The 2,590-nt window shown below is 48.7% G+C and carries 3 protein-coding genes; 1 reads left to right on the top strand and 2 read right to left on the bottom strand.

The features are described from left to right. A partial coding sequence (rimK, locus tag BZG79_RS13955) for a 30S ribosomal protein S6--L-glutamate ligase (RefSeq protein ID WP_077774702.1) occupies positions 1–645 on the bottom strand: 645 nt, incomplete at its 3' end. Between the two features lie 15 nt (positions 646–660). Then, complete coding sequence (locus BZG79_RS13950; protein ID WP_198532344.1) at positions 661–1,101, bottom strand: ATP-dependent zinc protease; 441 nt, start codon at positions 1,099–1,101, stop codon at positions 661–663. 211 nt (positions 1,102–1,312) lie between these two features. Between BZG79_RS13950 and BZG79_RS13945 the strand changes: the two genes are divergently transcribed. Next, the coding region (locus BZG79_RS13945; protein WP_077774701.1) for a magnesium transporter at positions 1,313–2,590 on the top strand (1,278 nt) is incomplete at its 3' end.

Genomic DNA, 2,590 nt, shown 5'->3' with positions numbered 1-2,590 from the left:
ATGAAGATTCGATCGAAACTCGCCAGGTTGTGCTTGGCGTTTCATCGACGCAATCACCTTATCGCCGATAACAAAGCAGCGAATATCAGCACCGCTTGATTCTCGAATATATTCTTGCACTAAGATATCGGCTTTAAGGCCCATAAATGCTTCGATCACACTTTCTGCGGCTTTTTTGGTCTCGGCGAGCACAACGCCAATACCTTGGGTTCCCTCAAGCAGTTTCACCACCACTGGCGTGCCTCCGACCATCGTCAGCAAATCGGCAATATCACCCGGTTTACTGGCAAAACCAGTGTGCGGCATACCGATGCCTTTGCGTGATAGCAGCTGCATAGAACGCAGCTTATCCCGCGAACGTGTGATGGCGACAGACTCGTTCATCGGAAAGACACCCATCATTTCAAACTGGCGTAAGACAGCACAGCCATAGTAGGTAACGGACGCGCCAATCCGTGGAATAATCGCATCGAACCCACCGAGATCTTCCCCTGCCAAATGAATAGACGGTTGGGTTGAGTTGATACTCATATAGCAGCGTAATGCGTCGATGATCTTGTAATCATGGCCACGTTGTTCGCAGGCTTCGATGAGGCGGCGCGTAGAGTAAAGATTTTTGTTACGCGAAAGAATACCGATTTTCATTGCGCTTGGGGCTCCTTATTTACCGAGGAGGAATGAAGACATGGGATCGACAATGATCTTACCTGCCATTGCGGTGCGTCCCAGTAACATACGAAATCGCATGTTATCGCGTGCGGTGAGTGTCATTTCGATGGGATAACACAAGGTTCCCGCTTTTATCGTTGTTTGTATCACATATCGTAGTTGCTCGTGTCCTCCGGAATCACGTACGAGGCGTCGTGCGAGAACCGGTGCTTCGGCTTGAACGGCGGTTTCGTCATCGCCTTGGTTTGGATGGACCCAGAATCTTACCCACGCCTGGCCGCTTTTCTCGAACTCTTCAATTTTAAACGTGTGTAAACAGGAGGTGCGTGCACCCGTATCGATTTTCGCTTTGATGCGGGCTATATCGAGCTCAGGAAGGCTCACCCATTCGCGCCAACCGACACAGACTTTATCGTTCGATTTTACAGGCATTGTCATCATTACTCGTTGTTATTTAGCCCTTGTCTCACCATAGAAGCGATAATGATTATGCGTGGTAAGAGTCAGAAAAATCAGCGATGATATGTGATAACCATCGCATACCAATTGCGGCGATGTCATGGCATTTTGTGGGCGACGGATGATCCTCATCGGGCCTAGCCAATGCGTTTTCCGCCCATGGTTTCGTTATGAAGGAAATACCATGCAAACCAGTGAGAGACAAGAAGTGATTGATGATCTGCTGTCAAAAGTCGATCAAGGTTCRCTTGATGTCGTGCAAGATATTGAGCAGGCACATAGTTTAGATAGCCTTGCGTTATTGTTAGAAGCCTTACCGTTGACCGATCGTGTGGGATTCTGGGAACAACTGTCGTCGTCATTGCAGCTGCCTGTGCTGGCTGAAATGCGAGATGATGCCAGTGAAGCGATTATCCGTGCGGTGGATGATGATCAGTTGCATGCACTATTCGCCGACTTGGATGCTGATACCTTACTTGAGCTGCAAGATGTGCTGACCGAGCCATTACTGGAAGAAGCGCTAGGTCGGATGGATTCAGAGCAAAAGCAACGTTATGCCTCCGCCCAGCAGTATGCAGATAATCAGGTTGGGCATTGGTGTGATCATCAGCCTTTGGTCGTTCCTGCAAAAACGAAAATTAACGTGGTATTACGATGGTTGCGGCGTGTCATGCCAAAGTATTGTGATCACGTATTTGTGGTCGATAGTCGAGGCTTTTGGGTGGGTGCGGTGCCAATCCACCAGTTATTTGGCGCGGATGGACGATTAAAAATTAGCGAGCTGGTTCGAGACCAATTTCCCAGCTTGAATGCGCGCGATGACATCTACGCCAGTGCTGACAAAGTGGCAAACAGTGAAGAGATTGCCTTACCCGTACTCGACGAGGGTGGGCTCTTGATTGGTCGTTTTGATTTGGGCACCGCCTATGAGATGCAGGCCGAGCGTGCCGAAGCGCAAATTATGGCCTCTGCGGGTCTAGATGAAGACGAGGACTTATTCTCGCCGGTGATGAAAAGTGCTCGAAATCGCGCACTATGGCTGGGTATCAACTTAATGACGGCCTTTCTCGCCTCCTGGTTTATCGGTTTGTTTGAAGCTACGCTACAACAAGTGGTGGCGCTGGCGGTATTAATGCCGGTTGTTGCATCCATGGGAGGAATTGCCGGCAGCCAAACGCTCACCTTGATCGTACGTGGTTTAGCACTTGGACAAATTTCTAAGTCCAACTTAAAACCCCTGCTTACGAAAGAGTTTAAAGTCGGCTTATTTAATGGGATTTTATGGGCTGTGGTGATTGGTGTTATTGCAGGATATTGGTTTGATAGTTGGGGCTTAGGTGCGGTGATTGGGAGTGCAATAGTCGCTAATATTATCAGTGCCGCCTTGGCAGGAATATTTATTCCAGTGCTATTAAATAAACTGAAAATTGACCCAGCACTCTCCGGCTCAGTGATCTTAACC

This window comes from Salinivibrio sp. MA427, assembly GCF_001996115.1.
Classification (GTDB): Bacteria; Pseudomonadota; Gammaproteobacteria; order Enterobacterales; family Vibrionaceae; genus Salinivibrio; species Salinivibrio costicola.
The sequence above is the reverse complement of the archived record's forward strand: the minus strand, read 5'-3'. Positions and strand labels throughout refer to the sequence as shown.

Bases quoted from the DNA above. Each gene is read 5' to 3' on its own strand.
- BZG79_RS13950 (WP_198532344.1), bottom strand. From the start codon at position 1,101: ATGCCTGTAAAATCGAACGATAAAGTCTGTGTCGGTTGGCGCGAATGG.